The organism is Acidocella sp. (assembly GCF_028687955.1).
Taxonomy (GTDB): domain Bacteria; phylum Pseudomonadota; class Alphaproteobacteria; order Acetobacterales; family Acetobacteraceae; genus Acidocella.
This window is the reverse complement of the sequence record NZ_JAQTZC010000033.1, coordinates 1-21,842: the sequence shown is the minus strand read 5'-3', so window position 1 is coordinate 21,842 and position 21,842 is coordinate 1. Positions and strand designations below refer to the sequence as shown.

21 protein-coding genes are annotated in these 21,842 nt (G+C 65.6%); 13 read left to right on the top strand and 8 right to left on the bottom strand.

Annotated elements, in window-relative coordinates:
* The 3 genes from PHE40_RS06190 to PHE40_RS06180 form a co-directional block, all read right to left on the bottom strand.
* Positions 1–2,154, bottom strand: a 2,154-nt coding sequence (locus PHE40_RS06190; protein WP_299959532.1) for an RNA degradosome polyphosphate kinase, incomplete at its 3' end; no start/stop codon positions are given.
* Positions 2,155–2,224: 70 nt separating this feature from the next.
* The gene (locus PHE40_RS06185; RefSeq protein ID WP_299959530.1) at positions 2,225–2,881 is read right to left on the bottom strand and encodes a chromosomal replication initiator DnaA; all 657 of its coding nucleotides are present in this window, start codon (positions 2,879–2,881) and stop codon (positions 2,225–2,227) included.
* A complete protein-coding gene (locus PHE40_RS06180; protein WP_299959528.1) occupies positions 2,878–3,984 on the bottom strand; it encodes an AI-2E family transporter in 1,107 nt (368 codons plus the stop codon). Before PHE40_RS06180 ends, PHE40_RS06185 begins: the two co-directional genes overlap by 4 nt.
* 112 nt (positions 3,985–4,096) lie before the next feature.
* On the opposite strand from PHE40_RS06180, the gene purM reads away from it, so the two are divergent.
* Genes purM through PHE40_RS06165 form a run of 3 tightly spaced genes read left to right on the top strand, consistent with a single transcriptional unit; the run spans position 4,097 to position 5,941 of the window.
* Entirely contained in the window at positions 4,097–5,128 is a 1,032-nt protein-coding gene (gene purM, locus PHE40_RS06175; protein ID WP_299959525.1) for a phosphoribosylformylglycinamidine cyclo-ligase, read from the top strand.
* Entirely contained in the window at positions 5,121–5,720 is a 600-nt protein-coding gene (gene purN / locus PHE40_RS06170) for a phosphoribosylglycinamide formyltransferase (protein WP_299959522.1), read from the top strand. Before purM ends, purN begins: the two co-directional genes overlap by 8 nt.
* 59 nt (positions 5,721–5,779) lie before the next feature.
* Positions 5,780–5,941: a hypothetical protein gene (locus PHE40_RS06165; protein ID WP_299959519.1), complete on the top strand. Its 162-nt coding sequence runs from the start codon at positions 5,780–5,782 to the stop codon at positions 5,939–5,941.
* A gap of 4 nt (positions 5,942–5,945) precedes the next feature.
* Here PHE40_RS06165 and PHE40_RS06160 read toward each other — a convergent pair whose 3' ends face one another.
* Entirely contained in the window at positions 5,946–6,140 is a 195-nt protein-coding gene (locus tag PHE40_RS06160; RefSeq protein WP_299959516.1) for a hypothetical protein, read from the bottom strand.
* An 11-nt stretch (positions 6,141–6,151) separates the two neighbouring features.
* Positions 6,152–7,087, bottom strand: a complete 936-nt coding sequence (locus PHE40_RS06155) for a LysR family transcriptional regulator (protein WP_299959513.1) — start codon at positions 7,085–7,087, stop codon at positions 6,152–6,154.
* Between the two features lie 140 nt (positions 7,088–7,227).
* On the opposite strand from PHE40_RS06155, the gene PHE40_RS06150 reads away from it, so the two are divergent.
* From PHE40_RS06150 to PHE40_RS06135, 4 genes are read left to right on the top strand one after another with little or no spacing between them, the layout of a single operon-like run.
* Entirely contained in the window at positions 7,228–8,424 is a 1,197-nt protein-coding gene (locus PHE40_RS06150; protein ID WP_299959510.1) for an acyl-CoA dehydrogenase, read from the top strand.
* Positions 8,425–8,427: 3 nt separating this feature from the next.
* The gene (locus tag PHE40_RS06145; protein ID WP_299959507.1) at positions 8,428–9,642 is read left to right on the top strand and encodes a CaiB/BaiF CoA-transferase family protein; all 1,215 of its coding nucleotides are present in this window, start codon (positions 8,428–8,430) and stop codon (positions 9,640–9,642) included.
* A 58-nt stretch (positions 9,643–9,700) separates the two neighbouring features.
* The gene (locus PHE40_RS06140; protein WP_299959504.1) at positions 9,701–10,450 is read left to right on the top strand and encodes a gamma-glutamyl-gamma-aminobutyrate hydrolase family protein; all 750 of its coding nucleotides are present in this window, start codon (positions 9,701–9,703) and stop codon (positions 10,448–10,450) included.
* A 38-nt stretch (positions 10,451–10,488) separates the two neighbouring features.
* Complete coding sequence (locus PHE40_RS06135; protein WP_299959501.1) at positions 10,489–11,919, top strand: aldehyde dehydrogenase family protein; 1,431 nt, start codon at positions 10,489–10,491, stop codon at positions 11,917–11,919.
* Positions 11,920–12,177: 258 nt separating this feature from the next.
* On the opposite strand, the gene PHE40_RS06130 is transcribed toward PHE40_RS06135, so the two are convergent.
* Together PHE40_RS06130 and PHE40_RS06125 are read right to left on the bottom strand one after the other, a co-directional pair.
* Positions 12,178–15,210: an efflux RND transporter permease subunit gene (locus PHE40_RS06130; protein ID WP_299959498.1), complete on the bottom strand. Its 3,033-nt coding sequence runs from the start codon at positions 15,208–15,210 to the stop codon at positions 12,178–12,180.
* 10 nt (positions 15,211–15,220) lie between these two features.
* A complete protein-coding gene (locus PHE40_RS06125; protein ID WP_299959495.1) occupies positions 15,221–16,270 on the bottom strand; it encodes an efflux RND transporter periplasmic adaptor subunit in 1,050 nt (349 codons plus the stop codon).
* 68 nt (positions 16,271–16,338) lie between these two features.
* Here PHE40_RS06125 and PHE40_RS06120 point away from each other — a divergent pair, with 68 nt between their 5' ends.
* The 4 genes from PHE40_RS06120 to PHE40_RS06105 all read left to right on the top strand — a co-directional run bounded on the left by PHE40_RS06120 (position 16,339) and on the right by PHE40_RS06105 (position 19,726).
* Entirely contained in the window at positions 16,339–16,560 is a 222-nt protein-coding gene (locus tag PHE40_RS06120) for a hypothetical protein (protein WP_299959492.1), read from the top strand.
* Positions 16,561–16,585: 25 nt separating this feature from the next.
* Complete coding sequence (locus tag PHE40_RS06115; protein ID WP_299959535.1) at positions 16,586–17,548, top strand: metalloregulator ArsR/SmtB family transcription factor; 963 nt, start codon at positions 16,586–16,588, stop codon at positions 17,546–17,548.
* Complete coding sequence (gene metF / locus PHE40_RS06110; RefSeq protein ID WP_299959489.1) at positions 17,545–18,504, top strand: methylenetetrahydrofolate reductase [NAD(P)H]; 960 nt, start codon at positions 17,545–17,547, stop codon at positions 18,502–18,504. Before PHE40_RS06115 ends, metF begins: the two co-directional genes overlap by 4 nt.
* Positions 18,505–18,661: 157 nt before the next feature.
* Positions 18,662–19,726 (top strand): AraC family transcriptional regulator, encoded by a 1,065-nt coding sequence (locus PHE40_RS06105; RefSeq protein WP_299959486.1) that lies wholly within the window; start codon positions 18,662–18,664, stop codon positions 19,724–19,726.
* Here PHE40_RS06105 and PHE40_RS06100 read toward each other — a convergent pair.
* Positions 19,644–20,582, bottom strand: a complete 939-nt coding sequence (locus PHE40_RS06100) for a DMT family transporter (protein WP_299959483.1) — start codon at positions 20,580–20,582, stop codon at positions 19,644–19,646. The two genes, PHE40_RS06105 and PHE40_RS06100, sit on opposite strands and share 83 nt — an antisense overlap.
* A 143-nt stretch (positions 20,583–20,725) precedes the next feature.
* On the opposite strand from PHE40_RS06100, the gene PHE40_RS06095 reads away from it, so the two are divergent.
* Both PHE40_RS06095 and PHE40_RS06090 read left to right on the top strand, forming a co-directional pair.
* A complete protein-coding gene (locus tag PHE40_RS06095; protein ID WP_299959480.1) occupies positions 20,726–21,406 on the top strand; it encodes a MotA/TolQ/ExbB proton channel family protein in 681 nt (226 codons plus the stop codon).
* Positions 21,407–21,416: 10 nt separating this feature from the next.
* Positions 21,417–21,821 (top strand): biopolymer transporter ExbD, encoded by a 405-nt coding sequence (locus PHE40_RS06090; RefSeq protein WP_299959478.1) that lies wholly within the window; start codon positions 21,417–21,419, stop codon positions 21,819–21,821.
* The last annotated feature ends 21 nt before the right edge of the window (positions 21,822–21,842 follow it).

Here is a 21,842-nt window from a genome sequence, read left to right as displayed (position 1 = left end):
GGGCTTGTATTTCGCTTTCGGGCGGTCCGCGTGCAGCCCGCCGTGCAGGGCGGAGCCGCGGCCGGAGAGGGAGGGGTTGGTCATGAAGTATTCATGCGCCGAGGCGGGCGGGTCGCCGGGGGTGACGCGGTGCCAGGTGCCGTCAGCCGCCAGCTCGGAGCTTTGCGCGTCGTCACGCAGGTTCACCACCATGATCTGGTCAAGCACCTGGGCGTGGACGGTGGGGTTGTGGATCGGCACGAAGGTTTCGACCCGGCCTTCCATGTTGCGGGCCATCCAGTCAGCACTGGACATGAACACTTTTGCCGCCCGTGAGGGCAGCGGTTGGCCGTTGGCGAAGGCGCAGATGCGGGCGTGCTCCAAAAAACGGCCGACGATGGATTTGACCTTGATGTTCTCCGACAGGCCGGGAACGCCAGGACGCAGGCAGCAGATGCCGCGCACGACGATCTGGATCGACACGCCCGCGCGCGAGGCTTCATAGAGAAGGTCGATCAGCCGGTCATCGACCAGGGAGTTCATCTTCAGCCAGATGCCCGCGGGTTTGCCCGCCTTGGCGTTGGCGATCTCGGTATCGATGAGGGTGACGATGGTTTTGCGCGTGGTGAGCGGCGAGAAGGCGAGCTGCTCCATGGTTTCGGGGCGGGCGTAGCCGGTCATGTAATTGAACAGCCGGGCGGCGTCGCGCGTTAGCGCCGGGTCGCAGGTGAAGAAGGAGAGATCGGTATAGATGCGCGCGGTGATGGGGTGGTAGTTGCCGGTGCCGAAATGCGCGTAGGCGCGCAGGGAGCCGCCCTCGCGCCGGACCACATAGGACATTTTGGCGTGGGTTTTGAGGCCGACGAAGCCGAACACGACCTGCACGCCGGCGGCTTCCAGCGCGCGCGAGAGGCGGATGTTGGCTTCTTCGTCGAAACGGGCGCGCAGCTCCACCATGGCGGTGACGGATTTGCCCGCTTCGGCGGCTTCGATGAGGGCTTTGACGATGGGGGAGTTGCGGCTGGTGCGGTAGAGGGTTTGTTTGATGGCGACGACGGCGGGGTCCAGCGCGGCCTGGCGGAGGAACTGCACCACGACGTCGAAGCTCTCGAAGGGGTGATGCACCAGGATGTCCTTCGCGCGGATGGCGGCGAAGCAATCACCGCCGAAATCGCGGATGCGCTCGGGGAAGCGGGCGGTGTAGGGGGGGAAGAGCAGGTCGGGGCGGTCATCGACGATGAGTTGTTTGACATCGACCAGGCCGATGATGCCGGTTTCCATGTAGACCTCCTCGGCGGGGGCCTCGATGGCGTCGATCACCAGTTCGCGCAGGCCGGCTGGCATGTCCGCCTGGATGGTGAGCTGGATGGCGACGCCGCGGCGCCGGCGTTTCAGCGCGGTCTCGTAGGATTGCACGAGGTCTTCGGCTTCTTCCTCGAATTCCACGTCAGTGTCGCGGATCAGGCGGAAGAGGCCGGAGCCTTGGAGCTGGAAGCCGGGGAACAGGCGCGAGAGGAACATGCCGACCAGATCCTCGAGCATGACGAAGCGCAGCGGTCCGCCGGGCGGGCTGGGCAGGCGGACGAAACGGTCAATCTGGCTGGGCAGGGGGATGAGGGCGGACATGTGGCCGTGATCGTCGTTACGGGCCAGGGTGAGGGCCATGACGAGGCCCATGTTGGGGATGAAGGGGAAGGGGTGCGCGGGGTCTACCGCCAGCGGGGTGAGCACGGGGAAGATGCGCTCCATGAAATAGCCGTCGAGGAAGTGGGCATCGTCAGAGGTCAGCTGCACGGCGGTGCAGATGACCATGCCGGCAGGGCCGAGCATGGTGCGCACATGTGTGAAGGCGGCCTGCTGGGCTGCGATGAGGTCGCGCGCGCGGGTGTTGATCTGGTGCAGCTGCTGGGCGGGGGTGGCGCCGTCAGCGGAGCGTTCCAGCACGCCGGCGCGGGCCTGGCCGATGAGGCCCGCGACTCGCACGGAGTAGAATTCATCAAGGTTGGAGGCGCTGATGGAGACGAAGCGCAGCCGCTCAAGCAGGGGGTGGCGGGGGTTTTCGGCCTCGGAGACCACGCGGAAGTTGAAATCCAGCCAGGAAAGCTCGCGGTTGATGAAGCGGGCGGGGTCGCTCAGGCTGAGTTCCGGCGCTGGTGGCGTGGTGATCTGGTCCATATCCTCTCCTATACCAAACCATTCTGCCTGGGGATGACGAGTTTGTAACGAATTTTCTGGCGGGGCCGGATCAGGCCATTTCGAAGAGCGGGGCGAGGATTTCGGCGGCGAGCTGGCGGGTGATTTTTTTGCCTTCGCCCAGGGTGGTGCGGTCCAGCCGGGCGACGGCCTCACGCAAGGCGGCGGCGGTGCGCGGCAGGTGCAGGAGCAGGAAGTTGCGCACGGGGAAGCTTAAGGAGAGTTGACGGTCAGCCGAGAGGCGGGTGAGCAGGCGCTCCAGCAGCTCATCCTCCGGGGCGCGGATTTCCACCGCCTCGGCGGCGCGCAGGCGGCTGGTGAGATCGGCCAGCCGGTAGGACTGGCGCAAGGGGGGCAGGCGGGCGGCCATGAGTGCAGGGAAATGCGCTTCGGCGGCGGCGTTGAGCAGGTGCAGCAGCGCCTGGGGGTCGAGCACGATATCGGCGTCGTCCACCGCGATGGGGCCGGTGGGACGGACCAGGCCGTGCAGCGTGGCGCCGTTGATGACGGTGGCGCCATGGGCGGCCGCCCAGATGTGCAGCAGGTGGGATTTGCCGCAGCCGGGTTCGCCCCAGAGGACGAGCCGGCCGTTGCTCCAGCTGTCGGGGCGGGCCAGCCAGTCCCGCGCCGGGGCGTTGGAGGGGGCGGCGCAGAAATCCTCGGCGGAGAAATTTTCTGTTTCCGCGAAGGGCAGGGTGAGCTGCTTCATGGAGGGGGGGAGGAGTCTAGGTACAGCGGGCTTTGCAGGTAGCGGCGCAGCCAGAAGCGGGCGAGCACGCCCAGCGTGGCGGTGACCGGCACGGCCAGCATGATGCCGAGAAACCCAAAGGCGGCGCCGCCGGCGAACAGCGAGAAGATGACCCAGACCGCGGGCAGGCCCACGCGGTCGCCCAGAAAGCGGGGCTGGATGACGTAGTCGTTAAGCGCTTGGCCGAAGCCGAACACCAGGGCCACCAGCAGGACGCCGTGCCAGCCGGGGTTTTGGGTGAGCGAGAGTAGAAGTGCCGTGACGCCGCCGACGATGGTGCCGACATAGGGGATGAACGAGAGGATGCCCGCCGCCAGCCCGACGATGAGCCCGAGGTCCAGCCCGATGACGGTGAGTCCCACCGCGTAGACCAGGGCGAGCAGGAGGCAGCAGATCGCCTGGCCGCGGATCCAGGCGGCGAGGATGCGGTTGACCTCGAGTGCCTGGGCGCGGATCACCGCCTCATAGGGGCGGGGGAGCCAGGTGTCGGCATGGCGGATGATCGATGGCCAGTCCCGCAGGAAGTAGAAGGTGACGATGGGGGTGATGATGAGCAAGGTGAGGATGTTCACTACGGCGAAGCCGCTGCCGATGATGTTGCGCGCGGCGGTGCCGGCGAAGGAGACGACGGTGCCGGCCTGGTTGGCGGCAATGTCGCGCAGCTTCTGGCTCATGGCGCCGGGGCCAAGCCGGCGTTGCAGCTCAAGGATGAGGTAGCCGAAGTCTTTCTGCGCCGTTTGGATATAGCCGGGCAGGTTGGTGGCGAAGGCGCTGGCCTGGACGGCGATGACCGGATAGAGCAACAAAATGAACAAAACCACGAAAATGCCGGCAGCGGAGAGGATGAGCAGGGTGCCCACCGAGCGGCGCACGCCGAGTCTGGCGAGGCGGCTTACCGCGGGGTCCAGAAAATAAGCTAGGCCGGCCGCCACCACGAAGGGGGTGAGAATGGCCGAGAAGAGGCGGAGAAATTCCCATGAAACCAACAGGATCGCGATGCCGAGGGCCAGGCGCTGCCAGCGCAGCTTGTTGCCGGGGGAAGAATCGTAGAGGGGATTGCTCATGGCCGCCCCGCCAGCGATTGCGCGCGGCAAAAGCCTGTGTTGAAACGCGGCAGAAATTTCTCGGCGTGGACTCGCAAACCCATGCCGCAGGCTTAGCGCATTGGAGGCTGACATGACCAGCGTAACGTACCGGGATGCCGGTGTGGATATCGAGGCCGGCGACGCGCTGGTTGAGGCGATTAAACCATTGGCCAAGGCGACCTCGCGCGCCGGGGTGCTGGGGGGGTTGGGCGGCTTCGGCGCGTTGTTCGATTTGAAGGCGGCGGGGTTCGTGGACCCGATTCTGGTTTCGACCACCGATGGCGTGGGGACCAAGCTGAAGATCGCCATCGAGACGGGGATTCATGACCATGTCGGCATCGACCTGGTGGCGATGTGTGTGAATGATTTGATCGTGCAGGGAGCGGCGCCGCTGTTTTTCCTGGATTATTTCGCGACCGGGGCGCTGGATGTGGACGCGGCCAAGCGGGTGATCGCGGGGATTGCGCAGGGGTGCACGCTGGCCGGTTGCGCGCTGGTGGGCGGCGAGACGGCGGAAATGCCCGGGATGTACGCTGCGGGGGATTATGACCTCGCGGGGTTCTCGGTGGGGGCGGCCGAGCGTGGCGCGCTGCTGCCGGCGGGCGTTGCGGCGGGCGATGCGATTCTGGCGTTGCCGTCATCGGGCGTGCATTCCAACGGTTTCTCGCTGGTGCGGCGGATTATCGCCACTGCGGGGCTGAACTGGGGTTCGGCGTTTGGCGATGGGCGGCCGCTTGCCGAGGTGCTGATGCAGCCGACGCGGATTTATGTGAAGCCGGTGCTGGCGCTGCATAAGGCCGGATTGTTGAAGGGGGCGGCACATATTACCGGCGGCGGGCTGCCGGGCAATTTGCCGCGCGCGCTGCCCGAGACCTGCGGCGCGGCGTTGAACGGGCCGTGGAACATGCCGGCGATTTTCCCGTGGTTGGCGAAAACCGGCAATGTGGCCCCAGAGGAAATGCTGCGGGTGTTCAACTGCGGCGCCGGCATGACGCTGATCGTGAGCGATGCCGGTGCGGCGATGGCGCTGTTGCGTGAGGCCGGGGAGGCGCCGTTTCTGCTTGGGCATGTGACGGACCGGCCGGGTGTCGTGATCGCGGGGCAGGAGAGCCTGTTTGCTTAAACCACGCGTTGCGATTCTGATTTCCGGGCGCGGCTCCAATATGGAGGCGCTGATCAGGGCGGCGCGGGAGGCGGACTATCCGGCTGAGATTACGCTTGTGATCTCCAACAAGGAGGATGCGGCGGGGCTGGAGATTGCGCGCGGGCTGGGGGTGGAGGCGCTGGCGGTTCCGGCCAGGCCGTTCGGCCGGGACCGCGAGGCGCATGAACGGGCGATTGACGCGGCCCTGGTAGCGCGCAACATCGAGATCGTGTGTCTGGCCGGATATATGCGGCTGCTGACACCTTATTTAGTAAAGCGCTGGGCCGGGCGGATGCTGAATATCCACCCGAGTCTGCTGCCCGCCTATCCGGGGGTGGATACCCATGCGCGGGTGCTGGCGGCGGGTGAGGCGGCGCATGGCTGCACGGTGCATCTGGTGACAGAGGAGATGGATGCTGGGCCGGTGCTGGCGCAGGCGCGGGTGGCGGTTCTGCCCGGCGATAGCGAACAGGCGCTGGCGGCGCGGGTGCTGGTGCAGGAACACAGGCTTTATCCGGAGGCGTTGGCGGCGCTGGCGCGCAAAATCCACTTGCCAGAGGCTGGGGCATAACCGTAAAGCTTGGCCAGAAATTTGGTTTCTTGAAATTGCTCCGGGAAGGTAGACGAGACATGGCATCCAACACAGCTCACCAGCACGATGCGCCGGGCGAACAGGAGTTCGACGCGGCTTCCAAAAAGGGGTGGGAACATTTTACCAAGTTCCTTACCTTCAACACGATCGCCGCGGCGGTGGTGCTGCTGCTCATTGGAGCGATGACGGTCTGGCGTTAGAACGCTACCGGTTCAGCGGGTAGCTTGCCTGCGCGCCGAATACGGGGATGGAACTCTGGTAATGCACCGTGCCCGGCACGCCGTCAGGATTCGCGCGGCCGGAGCCGCCATAAAATTCCAGGCGCAGGCCGTCATTCCCTACGAAAAAGTTCTTCGCGATCTGGCCGAAATTATCGCTGCCGGCATCGGTATGGAACATGGAGATTTAGGCTAGTGCGCGGGCGGCGGCTCGCTCGGCTGAGCGAACCTCAAACGATCGCGCTTGAACTGGCCCAGCAGCGCGATGAACTGCCTGACTGCGGGAGAGGCTTCGGCGTGGCGGGAGGCTAGCACCAGATCGGAGCTGAGATCTAACCCGCGCACCGGGCGCAGCACCGTGCCAGGGATGCGCAGATTGCCCACCGAGACGGGCACCAGCCCGAAGCCAAGCCCGGCGGCGACCGTGGTGATGACTGTGAGAAAGTTGCGCACCGGCTCCATGATGACCGGGTTGAACCCCCCGGCGCGGCCCAGCTCCTGGATGCGGGTGAGAAACCCCGCCTCCTCGCCGAAATGGGGCACCAGCAAGGGAATGCCCGCGAGATCCGCCGGGGTGACCGCCTCCTGGCGCGCCAGCGGGTGGCCGGCCGGCAGGGCGATCAGCAGAGGGTCGCGGCTGAGACGGAACACCTTGATCTCGACCGGGTATTGCTTGCGCGCGCGGATGAAGCCGAGGTCCAGCCGGCCGGTGGCGATGTCCTCAATCTGGCGGGGGGTTTCCAGCTCGCGCAGATGCACATCCACGCCCGGCGCCACTACGCGGTAGCGGCGAACGAAGTCTGACACGGTGCCGGCCAGCGCCGCCGAGGCGACATAGCCGATCTCGATCCGGCCAAGCTCGCCGCGCCCGGCCCGCCTGCCCACCATCTCCCCGCGCTCGGCCTGGCGCAGGATCAGCCTGGCCTCGGGCAGAAACAGCGCGCCGGTGGTGGTGAGGGTGACGCTGGAGCGCTTGCTGCGGTTGAATAGGCGGGCGCCGAGCAGGGCCTCCAGCGCCATGACCGTGCGGCTGACGGCAGATTGGGTCATGCCCAGGCGGTCCGCCGCGCGGGCAAAATGCAGCTCCTCAGCAACCATCTCGAAGCAGCGCAGCTGATGCAGTTCCACGGCTTGACCCCCGGCATCGGGAGTTTAATGCTAAAATCACATTAAACTTACCTTTTAATTCCTTTGCGCCGGTTTTGAAGGTGCGGCAAGAGTAGCGCCGCCACCCCGCAAGCCGGGCGTTTTTCAGCAAGGAGTTCACCATGACGCAGCCGCAAACCACCAAAGGGAAAATGGGTCCGTTCGAATGGAGCGACCCGTTGCGGCTTGAGAGCTTGCTGAGCGAGGAAGAGCGCGCCATCCGCGATGCCGCGCATGATTATTGCCAGGAGAAATTGCAGCCCCGCGTGCTGAAAGCCTTCCGCGAGGAGCATTTTGACCGCTCGATCATGAACGAGCTGGGCGAGCTGGGTTTCCTCGGCGCGACGCTTAGCACCCATGGCTGCGCCGATGTGAGCTATGTGGCCTATGGGCTGATCTCGCGCGAGGTGGAGCGCGTGGACAGCGGCTACCGCTCCGCTTTCTCGGTGCAGTCCTCGCTGGTGATGTACCCGATTTATGCGTTCGGCTCGCAGGCGCAGAAAGATAAATATCTGCCCAGGCTGCGCACGGGTGAATTTGTCGGCTGTTTTGGCCTGACCGAGCCGGATGCCGGGTCTGACCCCGCCTCGATGCGCACCAAGGCGGTGAAGGTGGATGGCGGTTATGTGCTCAACGGCTCGAAAACCTGGATCACCAATTCGCCGCTGGCGGATGTGCTGCTGGTCTGGGCCAAGGACGATGCGGGCGATATTCGCGGCTTCCTCATCGAGTGCGGCGCCGCCGGGCTGAGCACGCCCAAGATCGAGGGTAAGGTGAGCCTGCGCGCCTCCACCACCGGTATGATCATGATGCAGGATGTGTTCGTGCCTGAGGAGGCGATGCTGCCCGGCGTGAAGGGTCTGCGCGGCCCGTTCTCCTGCCTCAACAACGCGCGCTACGGCATCGCCTGGGGCGCGCTGGGGGCGGCGGAGTTCTGCTGGCACGCCGCGCGCGACTATACGCTGGGGCGCAAGATGTTCGGCCGCCCGCTCGCCGCGACGCAGCTGGTGCAGAAAAAACTGGCCGATATGCAGACCGAGATCACCCTTGGTCTGCATAGCGTGTTGCAGCTGGGCCGCCTGCTCGATGCGGGAGCGGCCGCGCCGGAGATGATCTCGCTGCTCAAGCGCAACAACTGCGGCAAGGCGCTCGATATTGCCCGCGTTGCGCGCGACATGCACGGCGGCAATGGCATCGCCGATGAGTATCATGTGATCCGCCATATGGTGAACCTGGAGACGGTGAACACCTATGAGGGTGCGCATGATGTGCATGCGCTGATCCTGGGCCGCGCGATGACCGGCATCGCGGCATTTTAGACCATGCCCGGCCCGCTGCAGGGTGTTCGCGTCCTCGACCTCAGCCGTATTCTGGCCGGCCCTTGGGCAGGGCAGGTGCTGGCGGATCTGGGGGCTGAGGTTATCAAGGTCGAGCGGCCGGAGGCGGGCGACGATACGCGCAGCTGGGGGCCGCCGTTCCTGCCGCCCGCGGCGGGCGGGCGCGGGCGCGGCGAGAGCGCCTATTTCCTCTGCGCCAACCGGGGCAAAAAATCGGTGACGATCGACTTCGCCAAACCCGAGGGGCAGGCGCTGGTGAAGCGGCTGGCCGCGCAGAGCGACATTCTGTTGGAGAACTTCAAGGTTGACGGTCTGGCCAGGCTGGGGCTCGGCCCGGCGGATATGGCGGCGGTCAACCCCAGGCTGATTTATTGTTCGATCACCGGGTTTGGCCAGACCGGCCCCTACCGCGCCCGCGCCGGTTATGATTTTTTGATGCAGGGCATGGGCGGGCTGATGAGCCTGACCGGGGAGCCGGACGGGGAGCCGATGAAGGTGGGCGTGGCCGTGACCGATGTGTTCACCGGCATGTATGCCGCCACCTCCGTGCTGGCGGCGCTGGCCGAGCGTGCGCGCAGCGGGCTGGGGCAGCATATCGATATCGCGCTGTTTGATGTGCAGATCGCCACGCTGGCCAACCAGATCATGAGTTATCTCGTCTCCGGGGAGCAGCCGCCGCGGCTGGGCAACGCGCATCCGAGCATTGTGCCTTATCAGGTGTTTCCGGCGCAGGATGGTCATGTGATCCTGGCTATCGGCAATGATGAGCAGTTCAGGCGGTTCACCCAGCTTGCCGGCGCGCCGGAGCTGGCGCTCGATGCGCGCTTTGCCACCAACCCGGCGCGGGTGGCCAACCGGGCGGTGCTGATCCCCCTGCTGGAAGTGCTGATGCGCCAGCGCCCGGCCCAGAGCTGGATTGCCGAGCTGGAGACGATCGGCGTGCCTTGCGGCCCGATCAACCAATTCGCCGATCTGGAGACACATGAGCAAGTGCGGGCGCGCGGCATCTTCAAAACCGTGCCGCACCCCGCCGCCGGTTCGATGCGCAGCGTCGCCAGCCCGATGCGTTTCTCGCGCACCCAGGTGGAGGATGCGCGCGCCTCCCCGCTGCTGGGCGCGGATACGCGGGATGTGCTGGGCGGGCTGCTTGGAATTTCCGGCGAGGAGCTGGACGCGCTGCGGCAGGCCAGTGTTGTGTGAGCGGGCGGATTTTTCATGTGCTGAACGGTATAAAAAACCAAGGCTCCGAGGCTGACAAATGAAAACAACACGCAGGCCCGTGGTGGGCGTTATCAGTGATATGCGCGATTTGGGCGGCATGGCGTATCAGATCATCGGCGATAAATATGTGCAGGCGGTGTCGCAATTTGCTGGTTGCCTGCCCATCGCGGTGCTGAGCGAACAGGGGCGCGGCGGGGTGGAGGAACTGCTGGCGTTGTGCGATGGGTTTCTCTTCACCGGCAGCCCCTCGAACATCCGGCCCTGGCGCTATGGCGATACGGCGGCGGGGGATGGGCCGTTTGACGATGCGCGCGATGCGCTCTCGCTCGCGCTCATCCCCGCGATTCTGCGCGCGCGGGTGCCAGCGCTTTTCATCTGCCGGGGGTTGCAGGAATTGAATGTCGCGCAGGGCGGCACGCTGCAAACCAAGATTCCCGCGCGGGAGCCGGCGGTTGAGCATCACGCCCCGGAAGACGCCGGCTACGAGGACCGCTACGCGCCGCTGCACCGGGTGAGCCTGATCGAATCCTCGCCGCTGGCCGATGTGTTCGGCGCGCCGTCTTTCGCGGTGAATTCGCTGCATTATCAGGCGTTGGCGAAAATCGGCGGCGGCCTCACCGTGCATGGCTATGCCGAGGATGGCATTGCCGAAATCGTCGCCGCGGATGGGCATCCCTTCGCCGTCGGCGTACAATGGCACCCGGAATACCGCCCCGAGCTGAGCGCACCCAACCGGGCGCTGTTTGAACATTTTGGCCAGGCCGTGCGCGCCCGGCGGGACGCATGAAACCGGCGTTTTCAGATTTTTCATAAGGAATAACAACGATGGCACATGAGCGGCAGTTTTATATCAATGGCGAATGGGTGAACCCGGTCACGCCGCGCACGATGGATGTGATCAACCCCGCGACCGAGGAGGCGTTCACGCAGATCTCGCTGGGCTCGAAGGCCGATGTGGACCGCGCCGTGGCCGCCGCGCGCAAGGCGTTCGAGAGCTTCAGCCAGACGACGCGCGCGGAGCGGCTCGACCTGCTCAAGCGGATTCTGTCAGCCTTCCAGGCCCGCTATGAGGATATCGCCAACGCGATCACCCTGGAGCTCGGCGCGCCGGTGACGCTGGCGCATAAATCGCAGGCGGCCATCGGTGTTGGGCATCTGACCCAGATGATCTCGGTGCTGGAGACTTTCGCGTTCGAGCACATGCAGGGCACGACGCTGATCGCCAAGGAGCCGATCGGCGTGGTCGGCATGATCACGCCATGGAACTGGCCGATCAACCAGATCACCTGCAAGGTCTGCCCGGCGATTGCCGCCGGTTGCACCATGGTGCTCAAACCATCCGAGATCGCGCCGCTGGATGCCATCATCTTCGCCGAGGTGATGCACGCGGCGGGGGTTCCGCCCGGCGTGTTCAATCTGGTCAACGGCGATGGCCCGGGTGTTGGCACCGCGATGTCAGAGCATCCTGATATCGACATGATCTCCTTCACCGGTTCCACGCGCGCGGGGATTCTCATCGCCAAGGCCGCGGCGGATACCATCAAGCGCGTCCACCAGGAGCTGGGCGGGAAATCGGCAAATATCCTGCTTGACGATGTGGATATTGAAGCCGCGGTGAGCACCGGCGTGGTGGATTGCTTCCAGAACAGCGGCCAGTCCTGCAACGCGCCGACGCGCATGTTCGTCCCCGCGCAGTTCCGCGGCGTGGCGGTGGACGCCGCCCGGCGTGCGGCGGAGTCGATCAAGGTGGGCGCGCCGTCTGACCCGGCGGTTTATATAGGCCCGGTGATCAGCCTGCTGCAATATGACAAGATCCAGGCGATGATCCAGGCCGGGATCGACGAGGGCGCCACACTCGTGACCGGGGGCACCGGCCGCCCGGACGGGCTGAACCGGGGCTATTACGTCCGCCCGACCGTGTTTGCCGATGTAACGCCGGATATGCGTATCGCGCGGGAGGAGATTTTCGGCCCCGTGCTCTCCATCCTCACCTATGAGACCCAGGCGGAGGTGATCGCGCTGGCGAATGACACCGTGTATGGCCTGGCCGCCTATGTGCAATCGGGCAGCCGCGAACGGGCGCAGGAAATCTCGCGCAAGATGCGCAGCGGCAATGTGTACATCAATTACCCGAAAGGTGATTTGAACGCCCCCTTCGGCGGCTACAAGCAGTCCGGCAACGGCCGCGAATGGGGCCAATGGGGGCTTGAGGAGTTCCTCGAAATTAAGGGCGTTGTCGGTTACGCGGCGGGATAAGGGCGGGGCTCTCACCAGAGCTTCCAAACCAGACACCACCAGCGGCAATGCCGCCTGGTCGGCGCGGTGCCACGCCTGAGACAAGCCTGTCGAGAGAGCGGGCCGGTGTAATACTTGTCAGCCTTAAGGCTGACAAGTATGCGCGCGGGGCTGGTGGGGCGGCCGCGCGCAAAATCAAGAGCTTATACCAGCCTGCCACCAAACCCAGAGAGTCAAGCTCTTGGCGGGCTGGTGTAAAAAACCGGCCATACCCGGCGCTTATTTGCCACGGTAGCGAATGTATAAAGCTGGGATCAGGTTGGTGCTGAGCAGCGCGCTCCAGACGATGCCGCCTGCGATGACGATGGCCAGCCCCTGCTCGGGCGCGGCGCCCGCGCCAAACCCCAGAGCGGTGGGCAGCATGCCCAGCACGGCGACGACGGTGGTGAGAAAAATCGGGCGGAAGCGCACATTCAGCGCTTCCTCCATGGCCTGCGCCGGGGCCAGCCCGGCGTTCTCGTTTTGCTGGGCGCGGTCAAGCAGCACAATGCCGTGGTTCAGGCTGACGCCGGCCAGGGTGAGGAAGCCGACCAGGCCGATCCCGTTCAACCCCAGCCCGCTGGCCGCCAGGGCCAGCGCGCCGCCGGTCATCGCCAGGGGGATCTGCATCATCAGCAATCCTGGCGCATGCCGGCCGCCAAAGCGCAGCACCAGCACGCCGGCCATGAGGATGACCGCGGCGAGCGAGGCGATGCCCAGGCCGAGAACGGCCCTCTCCAGCATGGGGTACAACCCGCCAAAGGCGATGCGGCAGTCGGGCGGCAGCTTCAGGCTGGCCAGCGCCCGTTTGGCGGCGGCGATGGCGCTCCCCGGCGCGGTGGTGGGGGTTGCCAGAATATCGAAGGCGCGCGCGCCGTCGATATGGTGAAACTGGTTCGGGCTGGTGACGAGGCTGATGCTGGCGAGCTGGCCGAGCGGCGTGCCGCTCTCGCTGCCAACAGGCAGGGCGGCCAGGTCATCGAGGGAAAACGCGGCCGGATCAGGCAGGCGGAGATAAACCGGCAGCGCGATGTTGCCGTCCGGCACGCGCGCCACCACCTGCCCGGCCAGCAGGGCGGCCAGCTCATGGCTCAACTGCGCGGGCGTGAGTCCGGCCGCGGCCAGGGCGGCGGGGCGCGGCTGCACGTTGATCTGCGTTTCTGGGTAGCCGTCGTTATTGAACACGCCGGAGAGGCCGCTCACCTTGTCTAGCCGGGAGGTGATCGCATCCGCCAGCGTGGCCATCTCTGCGAATTTCGCGCCGTACAGCTGGATTTCAAAGGGTTGCGGCAGGCCCGAGAGGCTCTCGCCCAGGCGCTCGACTGTCGGCGTGTCCACCCCGAGCTGCACCGAGGGGGTCTGGCTGGCGGCGAGTATCTGGGCGGCGATCGCATCCAGGCTGTTTGCCCCGGCGCCGGGTTTCAGCAGAATCTCGATCTCTCCAGCGTAGGCCGGCTCGGTGTAGTTGCTGCCCGCGGCCGAGCCGATGCGCGCCAGGCTGTGGGCCACCGCGGGGTTGGTGTTGATGCGGGTGACGATTGAATTGACCGCCGCCTGCGTGTCCAGCAGCGCGGTGCCGGGAGGCAGGGTGAAGGATTCCAGCAGCACGCCCTCATTCGGCAAGGGGAGAATGTTCACCGAGACCAGGCTCATCGCCGCCAGGCTGAGCAGTAGCAGCAGGAAGCAGCCGCCGATGGCCCAGCGCGGATGGCGCAGCACGAAATTGAACAGGCGGCGGTTGTGGCGCCGTAGCGCGGCCAGAAGCTGCTCGCTGCGCCGCGAGGGCTGCGGGATGGCCCCGCCATGGCGCACCAGGCTGAGGCCGAGCGGGATGAGCGTGAGCGACACCAGCAGGGAGGCCAGCAAGGAAAACACCATGCCCAAAGCGAAGGGGATGAAAAACAGCCCGGCCAGCCCGCCGGTGAACAACAAGGGGACGAACACCAGGATGGTGGTGAGCGTGCCGATGATGTCCGGCGCCGCGATGTCGCGCAGGCCGCGCAAAACACCGGCGGCGGGGGCATCGCCCGCCTCCCAGCGGTGGCAGACGCTCTCCAGCACGATGATCGCGTCATCGGCCACCAGCCCCAGCGCCACGGTGATCGCGCCCAGCGTCATCAAATTGAGGCTCTGCCCGGCGGCATACAACCCGGCGATGCCCAGCAGCAGCGAGACCGGGATGCTCAACGCCAGCAGCCACGCGCCGCTGCGCGCGCCCAGCACGAAGAGCATCATCGCAATCGCCAGCACGCCGCCGATGATGAGGTTGCGCCGCAGATCCGTCCCCACCGCATGCACCAGATGGCCTTGGTCATAAATGCGGATGAACCGCACGCCGGGTGGCAACTGGCCGCGCAACGCCGCCAGCCTGCGGGCGATGGCTTGCGTGACCGGCAAAGTGGAGGCGCCCTGCTGCTTGAAAATCGTCAGCGCGATGCTTGGCTGGCCGTCCAGCAATTCACGCTGATGGGTGGGCAGCGTGGCATGGATGATGCGCGCCAGGCTGCCCAGCGTCACCGGCCCGTTTGGCCCGGCGACCGGCGTTGCGTTTAAATCGGCAATGCGCGTGGGCAGGTTATGCAGCTCGATCAGTGAATCCTGATGCCCGAGCGTGAGATACCCGCCGGGCGCCAGGCTCACCTGCCCGGCCAGCGCGGCGGTGAGCGCGCTCACCGGGATATGCGCCTGGCGCAGGGCGTTCAGGTCCGGCTGCACCCAGAGCGCCGCATCGCCAATGCCGGCGCTATCAACCAGCTGCACGCCCGATATCGCGCGCAAGGCGGGGACGATGGTGGCGGCGACCACGCGGGAAACCTCCTCATGCGGCACCCCGGCGGGGATTTGCAGCGCATAATCGGCCACCTCGTTGATCGCATTGCCCATGATCTCGGACAAAGGCTGGGCGGCGGGCGGCAGGCTGGCGCGCACGCGGTCGATCGCGCCGTTGACGGCCTGGAGATCGGCGTTGGGGTCCGTACCCGCACGGAAGCGCAAATCGGTTTCAACCACCCCATCGCCGATGGCCGAGCGCACCTGCGTCACGTCCGGCAGGCCGAGCAGTTGGCCCTCAAGCGGGGTGGCGACCAGGGTTTCCATGCTGGTGGCCGTGGTGCCCGGCAGATGCGTGATGACGCTGATCGCCGGAAAATTGAACGCCGGCAGAACCTCGACCGGAATGTTCACCAGCGCGTAAACGCCGTAGCCGATCATCCCGCCGTACAGCAAAATCCACAGCGCGGGCCGCAGCAAAACGCGGCTGAATGAAGACATCATGGGCGCGGCGCTAATCAGGCGGCTGATACAAGGCGGCGATGCCGCGATGGTAAAGCAGATACGCGTTCACCACCACCACATCTTCGCCCGGCTTCAGGCCGGATTTTATTACCGTGTCAGCGCCTTGCGCCGGGCCTGGCACAACCGGGACCGGATGATCCCCCCGCGCGGTGTGCAGCATCACCCACCATTGGCCTTTGTCGAGAATCAGGGCGCTGGAGGGCACCATGACGGCCTCGCGCGCCGGCTGGGCGAGCGTGACCGTGCCGAACACCCCCGGCGCCAGGGGGACGCCCGGCGTTAAGGCCACCGGCTGGCCGCCATCGGCTTGCGCCGTGCCAAGCGCGCCGCGCACGCGCACCGGCACCGGGGCGCCGCCGCTGCCGGGCGTGAATATGCCCGGGGCGCCGGGGGCGATATCCGCCGCGGCGGCGTTGTAGAACACGGCGCGGAGCCAGTTGCCCGCTGCGGGCTGTATGGTGGCAGCAACCTGCCCCGCCGCCAGAAAGCCACCGCTGACGGCCGGTACGCTCTGCACCACCCCGGCCAGCGGGCTGCGCAAAACCACCGCTTGGCGCAGCGCCGTTAAATCCGCCGCCGCCGTTGCGCGGCGCGCCGTTGCGGTGGCGAGCGCGGCCCTGGCCTGCGCGACCAGCTGGCGGGTGGAGAGGTGCTGTTGCAGCTTCTGCTGTTCCGCCGCCAGGGATATGGCCGCTGCATCCCGCGCGGCCGTGGCATCCACCAGCGCGCCTTGCGCCTGGGCCAGGGCGGCGGCAACCTGCGGGCCGCCCAGCCGGGCGATGACCTGCCCCGGCGCGACGCTCTGGCCGGGTAGCACGGCAAGCCCGGAAACAACCCCGTGCTGAACGGAGGTGACCATGACAACCCCGCCCGGCTGCTCACTTGCGAAGGCTGAAATTTCGGGAGTCTGCGGCGCCGATTTTGCCGCCACCCAGTCCACGCTGGCGGGAGCGGCCAGCGCGGCGCCGCCCGCGAAGGCGGCCAGCACGGCGCAAAAAGCAACCCGGTACCGCTGGCGCGGCTTTACTGTTTCATCCATGCAGATTGACCACGCCAGTTCGTCCTTCGGTATTCCGCTAGCGCAATTTGTAAGCGCGGAAAACTGGCATGGCTAGGGGCGCGAAACCTGATAAAAAAAGGGTAATGCCGCTGTCACCACAGCACTCCGATTTCAATATCTTTTCCAGAGCAAGTGAAATCGCGGCCCAGCCCGGAAATACGAGGCCAGACAAACAAAACCAGAAAACCGCCGGAACGCTGGTTTTTAACCGCATTGGAGACATAGCGATGCCCGGCGCCATGCGGCGGCTGGCTTTGACAAAGATATAAGCATATCTTTATATAATTAATTATGATGAACGATGCGCTTGAAATTTTCCGTGCCCTGGCCGATCCCACGCGGCTGCGGATGCTGGCCCTGCTGCGGGCGATGGAACTTTCCATCGGTGAGCTGGCGCAGGTGCTGGGGCAGAGCCAGCCACGTGTATCACGGCATGTGAAAATCCTGGCCGATGCCGGGATCGCGCGGCGGCGCAAGGAGGGGAGCTGGGTTTTTCTCAGCCTGGGTGCGGCGGCGCGGGTGGCGCCGTTGCTGGCCGCCATCGACTCCTGGAGCGGGCCGGAGGAAGGCGATGACCAGGCTGTTGCGGATATGGCCCGCCTCGCCGCCGTGCGGGACGAGCGCGCCCGCGCCGCGGCCGAATACTTCAACGCCCATGCCGCCGAATGGGACGAAATGCGCTCCCTGCATGTGGCGGAGAGCCAGGTTGAAGCGGCGATCCGCGCCACGCTGAGCGCCGCGCCCATCGGCCGGCTGGTTGATATCGGCACCGGCATCGGGCGGATGATCGAGCTTTTCGGGGAGACGGCGCGCAGCGTCATCGGAATCGACCGCAGCCCCGAGATGCTGCGCCTCGCCCGCGCCAAGCTGGCCCGCGCCGGGCTGGAACGAGCGGAGCTGCGCCAGGGGGATTTTCATGCCCTGCCGCTGCCGGGCGGCTGCGCCGATACCGTGATCATCCACCAGGTGCTGCACTACGCCCAGCAGCCCGAAACGGCGGTTGCCGAGGCGGCGCGCCTGCTTGCCTCCGGTGGGCGGCTGCTGGTGGTGGATTTCGGCCCGCACGAGAAAGAGGAGCTGCGCACCCGCCACGCGCACGCCCGGCTGGGCTTCACCGATGAGCAGATCGCCGGTTGGTTCGTCGGCGCGGGACTTGAGACCACGCCGCCCCAGCCGCTCGAGGGTGGCGAATTAACCGTGAAACTCTGGCTGGGCCAGCGCCCGGCCCTGGCTGACATGAAAGACATTGCCGCATGAATTCGCTCTCTCCGATGCGCCAGGGCGCCCCTGCTTTTGCTCATGCCGCGGGGGATATTGAGGTTTCCTTCGAGTTTTTCCCGCCAAAGACCGATAAAATGGACGCCGGGTTATGGGAGACCGTGCAAAACCTGGCGCCGCTCGGCCCGCGATTTGTCTCCGTGACCTATGGTGCGGACGGCTCCACGCGCGAGCGCACCCATGCCACGGTTACCCGCATCGCGCATGAGACCCCGATTCCGGCGGCGGCGCACCTCACCTGCGTGGGGGCCAGCAAGCGCGAGGTGCTGGAGATCGCGCAGAGCTACTGGGCGGCGGGCATCCGCCATATCGTCGCCCTGCGCGGCGATGCACCACAGGCGGGCCAGCGCTTTACCCCGCACCCGGAGGGCTTTGCCAACGCCACGGAGCTGACCGCCGGGCTGAAAGCCGTTGCCCCGTTTGAGATTTCGGTTGCGGCCTATCCTGAATGCCATCCGGAATCCCTCAGCGTCCAGGCTGATCTCGACAACCTGAAGGCCAAAATTGACGCCGGCGCGGACCGCGCCATCACGCAGTTCTTCTTCTCGCCCGAGGCGTTCTTGCGCTTGCGAGACCGCGCCGCCGCCGCTGGCATCAACGCCGAGATCGTCCCCGGCATTCTTCCGGCCGCCAACGTCGCGCAGACGCGCAAATTCGCCGCCCAGTGCGGCACCGCAATCCCGCCATGGATGAACCGGCTGCTCGAGGGGCTGGATGAGCACCCCGAGACACGCCAGATCGTGGCCGCCACCATCGCCGCTGAAATGTGCCTGAAGCTTTATGACAGCGGGGTGCGCCACTTCCATTTCTACACGCTCAACCGCGCGGCATTATGCCACGCGATCTGCCTTCTGCTGGGTAAAACCCCCGCCGCCTCCACGAGTGAGAATCTCAAATCTGACAGATCAACTCCGAAACGGGCAAGAGTTTTATGACAGAGTAAGAATAGAATAAAAGTCCGCCAAAAGCCGCCGCAGATGCTGGCCGCCCGGTGATCCCGGGCGGGTTGCACGCTGGATCGTTATCAGCTTAGCTTGCGAACTTCGGGATATGCCATGCGCACCGCACCCGGGACGAAGGGCAGAGTTTGAAATGATAAGCCAGCCGTCTGAACAGACCCAGGCTGAACAGAGCGGGAGCGCGCAGGTCGCCCTGGTGGCGACTTTGGGACTTTTGCCGTTTCTTGATGAAATCGGTGCGGATGCCGGCCGGGTAATGGGGCCGGCGGGGATTGATGCCAGCCGGCTGAATGGGGCCAGCGAGGGCAGCCTGGCGCTTTCAACCTATGTGGACATGATGGAGCGGGCGGCGAAAATTTCCCGCTGCGACAGTTTCGGGCTGCGTTATGGGCGGCAGTTCCCAGCCTCCAGCCACGGGCTGGTGGGCGATATCGCGCTGGCTGCGCCCACCATCGGCACCGCGTTACGCCAGTTCGTGGATCTGTTTCCGTTGCACCAGGAGGCCAGCCAGGTCGGCTTGCGGGCCGAGGGCGGGTTGCTGCGGCTGGAGTACCGGATTCTCGATTGGCGGATATTCGACCGGCGCCAGGATGCGGAGCTGACCATCGCGATGTTCCAGAACCTGTTGCGGCATGCGTTCGGGCCGGGGTTTATGCCCGAGGAGGTGCATTTTGAGCATCCGAACCCTGGGCATTGCGGCGAGCATGAGGAGACGTTTGGCGCGCCGGTGTATTTTGGCCAGCGCACCAATGCCATTGCCTTCCGCCCGCGCGATTTGAACCGGGCGATGCCGGGCACGGATGCCGGCAGATTCTCGCGCTTGCTGGCGGAGGCGTGCATGCGCCGGTTGCCGCGCGGGGCCGTACCGCTGGCGGCGCGTGTGCGCGGAGAGATTCGCGCCCGCCTGCCCGATGGATACCCGCCCATGGAAGAGGTGGCGGATGCGCTGGGCATCGCCCGCTGGACCTTGCAGCGGCGCCTGGGGGCGCTTGGCCTCAGCTACTCAGACGCCGTGCAGCAAGTGCGCCAGGCGCTGGCGCTTAGCTATTTGCCGTTGCCGCATCTCTCGATTTCAAGCATCGGCCAGCTGTTGGGCTATGCCGAGCTGAGCCCGTTCAGCCGGGCGTGCCGCCGCTGGTTTGGCGCGCCGCCCGAGCAGTTGCGGGCGGAGCGGCTTTGCGGGCCAAAAACCTTCTGAACGGCTCGGCCAGGATGCCGGTCACGATCATGCCGGCGCCGGCGATGGTGGCGAGGCCCATCGGATCGCCCGCCACGGCGCCCACGGCCCCCGCCCAGACCGGCTCCATGGCGAAGATAACGCTGGCCCGCAGCGCCGGGACGTGCGCCTGCCCCCAGGCCTGACCAAACATGATAACGCTCGTGGCGAATCCCAGGCCGATGGTGCTGTACCAGAACGGCGGGTAGCCCCAGGGCACCGCCGCGCCGGTAAGCAGGTTAGCGCCCAGGCTGAGCACCGCCACCACGCTCATCTGCACGATCGCCAGCCGCTGCGGATTGCAGCGCGGCGCATAGCGGCTGAGCAGGATGATCTCGAGCGCGCAGGCCAGCGCGGCGGCGAGGGTCAGCATGTCACCCAGGGAGAGCCGGAACACGCCGCCCTTGGGATGCGCGAGCAGGGCAAGCCCGGCGAATGCCAGGATGATGGTGAGCAGGCCGCTCCACCCCGGGGGCTTGCGGAACAGCAGCAACTGCAGCACCGGCACCAGAGGTACATAAAGAGCCGTGAAAAAAGCCGACCGGCTGGAGGCAATGTCCGTAAGGCCCTGGGCTTGCAGCGCATAGCCCGCGAAGAGCGAGGCGCCGATGAAAAACCCGGCGCGCCATTCCGCCAGGCGGGGCCAGGACGGACGGGTGATGACAACGAGCAGCACGGCGCCAATGGCAAAACGAAGGCCTACCAGCGCCAGGGCGCCGCCATGCGCCAGCCCCAGCTTGATGGCTAGAAAGGTGAAGCCCCAGACCATGGTGATAGATACCAGAACCAGCTCAGGAGGGATCTTTCCGCGCCCCTCGGTGGCGGTTGCGTGAGTCATACGGTGAGGTCTTAGCCCGCGGGCGCCCGCGGGGCAAAACCAAAAGGTTCGCCGCGCGGGGGAACGTTACTGACACAAATCTATCACACTGCGGCAAGGCGAGTTGATGTATCGGCCACCTAAACACATTAGGGGTTAAGAAGTTGAGTATCGCGTATATCATTTATCTCGCCGACTACTCGGATGGGGTACTCTACGTCCTGGCAACGCTGCTGCTGCTGGCCTTGGCCGTTATGATCGACCGCGCCTGGTCGTTGCGGAGCACGATCCTGCGCGGCAAGTCGATCATCCGCGCAACCGCCGAAAAATCCGCGCTCTCGCACCAGGACCTCACGGGCCTGCTGCACGCCGCGGGCAGCCTGCCGGAAGCGGTATTGCTGGATACCGCGATCCGCCATCTCGACACCGCCGATTCCGAGGGCATGGCCAACCGGCTGGATGAGTCGATCATGCTGATTGCCCCGATGCTTGATCGCCGCTTATGGATTCTCGACACCGTGGTGACCCTTGCGCCGCTGCTCGGTCTGTTTGGCACCATCATCGGCATGTTCCACGCCTTTAACGTGCTGGCCCAGCCGGGCCATGCCCCGGCCGAAGTGACCGGCGGCGTCGCCGATGCGCTGGTCGCCACCGCATTTGGTATTTTCATCGCCATGCTCGGGCTCACCGGCTTCAACGCCCTGAGCAACCAGGTACAGTTGGTCGTGCATCAGCTCGACTCGATGAAGATGATGATCGTGAACCGCACGGATGGTTCTCCCATGGTGCCCTCGCGCGGCGCGGCGCCAAAGACCCAGGCCAGCCCGCGGCTAGTGAACGCCTGAACCGATGAAAATGCGCTATTTCGAACGCCGCAAGGCGCGCATCGAGATCATTCCGATGATCGACGTGATGCTGTTCCTGCTTGTGTTCTTTGTCATCGTGACATTGCAGATGATCCCCGATGCCGGGGTGAGCCTGCAACTGCCGACCTCCAGCCAGGCTGATACGCTGCCGCATCCAAAATTCACCGTGAACGTGCTGCCCGACGGGACGATTAAAGTGAAGGACCAGGTGATGACGCCTGACCAGCTGACGGCCATGTTCCAGGCCGACGGCGCGCCCGAAAAGACCGACCTGACGATCGCAACCGACAAGACCACGCCGTTCCAGGATTTCATGAGCGTGATCGACGCCGCCCGTAAGGCTGGGGTTACGGACATAGGTATCGCCGCGCAGCCGGTGGCTGCCGGGAATTAAATTCCTCCCGGTACGCCGTTA